Source organism: Advenella sp. (assembly GCF_052108595.1).
Taxonomy (GTDB): domain Bacteria; phylum Pseudomonadota; class Gammaproteobacteria; order Burkholderiales; family Burkholderiaceae_B; genus Advenella.
On the sequence record NZ_JBQEAU010000176.1, the window covers coordinates 3,800 to 5,651 of the forward strand.

1 protein-coding gene and 1 pseudogene are annotated in these 1,852 nt (G+C 55.4%); one reads left to right on the top strand and one right to left on the bottom strand.

Annotated features, from left to right (window positions below; genetic code table 11):
• Nucleotides 1-277 (top strand): annotated as a pseudogene (locus ACTIKR_RS20130) (hypothetical protein); the annotation flags it as partial.
• A gap of 244 nt (nt 278-521) precedes the next feature.
• Here the strand turns inward: ACTIKR_RS20130 and ACTIKR_RS20135 are convergent.
• A complete protein-coding gene (locus tag ACTIKR_RS20135) occupies nt 522-1,502 on the bottom strand; it encodes a DMT family transporter (protein ID WP_193088388.1) in 981 nt (326 codons plus the stop codon).
• Nucleotides 1,503-1,852: the final 350 nt, after the last annotated feature.

The window sequence follows — 1,852 nt, forward strand, 5'->3', positions numbered from 1 at the left end:
TACTTATACCGATTCAGGCCTGGCGATAGACGCCGCACTTGCCCACCAAGGCATGTTACTGGGACGACTGGTGCTGCTGGATCCGTTGCTCAAGGAACAGAAACTGCTCGCGCTGGATCCGCTTATATTGCGCTCGGAGTTGGGATATTTTTTGCTGGGACCATCACTGGCCGGCCTGTCCGAAGGAGCGCAAAAATTTCGGCAGTGGCTGCTACAGGAAGCCGCGGCATACCAAACACAGCACCATACCCAGTCGCCGGGCTTTTCAGATAGATAACCAGGAACACCAGGCCGGACACTAGCAGGGGCAATGCCCGTCATTCCTGATGGTGTTGGGCGTCTGGCGCACCCACATAGGAACAGGCGCTGTGCTCTGATGGCAGGAGCACCGATGGCCGCTGCGTTAATGCCTGATGCGCATGCGCTTAGCTAATCTGCACACCAAATACAGCGGTCACGGCCTGGGCCCTTTCTGCTGTATTCGCCTTGCCGCTACCGCCATCCCGCTATCACAATCCGGCCTATTGCGACTGTGTTCGCACCGGACAAGGGATGCCTGCCTCGCCGGCCAGCTCGCCCTGCCCGTCTTGTCCATTTTTCTGCAACGAGTCCGGCGGTTGCACCCGAGTTCCCGAATTGCGTGCATTGGCTACGCCGGCAGCAATAATCATGACAATGCCCAGCCATTGCCAGCCGCCCACTTCATGGCCAAACGCGAAATAATCTGCAATTACCGCGACGACCGGATAAACATAGGACAGGATTGCAATTTTTCCCACCGGCAATGATTGATATGCAGAGTAGATCAGGATATACATCAGGAAGGTATGAAACACCCCCATGACAACGACGAACAGCCATTGCACAGATGTCTGCGGCATCTGGTCAAATGCCATAATCGGTGCCAGAAAAACAAGCCCTACGCCCAGCTGACACATCGCCACGACATGGGGTTTGATGCCGGTCAGTTTTTTGGTGACAATGGTCACACCGGAATACAAGAGGGCGGCAAGCAAGGCAAAGCCAGCGCCCTGCAGAAAAAGCAAATCCACTTCTACGCCAAGCAGGGCGGGCAGCACAATCAGTATCACCCCACCAAAAGCCAGTATTGCCAGCGCCACCTGTTTAAGCGTAATGCGCTCACCGAACACCAGCGTGCCGGCCAGCAACAGAAAAAACGGCTGCGTGTTGTAGATCACCGTGCCCACCCCAATACCCGCGTGCAGATACGAAGCGAACAACGCTGCCCAGTTCAGCACCAGCACCACGCCGCTGACGGCAAGCAATACCCATTGCAATCGTGATACGTGCGCCAGCTTCAGATACCCTTTGGCAAAACAGAACAGCAGCAGGCACAGCCCGCCAATCAGGCAGCGCCAGAACCCGACATTAAAAGGATTCTGCCCCGACCAGACCACGAACAGCCCAATGGTGCCCGACATAGCCATGCCCGCAATCAGCTGAAGCTGGCCTACGTTTTCGTTTTTTGTACTCTCTGTCATTGCTTTTTCCTGAACTGCCCCTGATTATGCCAAACCTGATGGCGTTACGACAGGTGCCTGATGATACTCCGGTACTACGCCAGCCGGCATCGGTTCGACTCGCCGCCAAAAGGCAAAACGCGTCGGCTCTCGCGAATCGAGCCCATCCTGCCAAATATGCCATGGGCGACGGCCTTGAGTATGTCTGCAGCCACCGATGAACTGTTGTCATTGTGAATAAACGACAACTGGCTGGCAAGCCACTTTTTCTTAACGACCTTTACTTTTTCTGGTGCACGGCCCTGCTATCCATGGGCAAAGCAGGGGTTATTTTGCACAAGGCTGGCTCGGCCTGCGCGATGAAAGTCGAC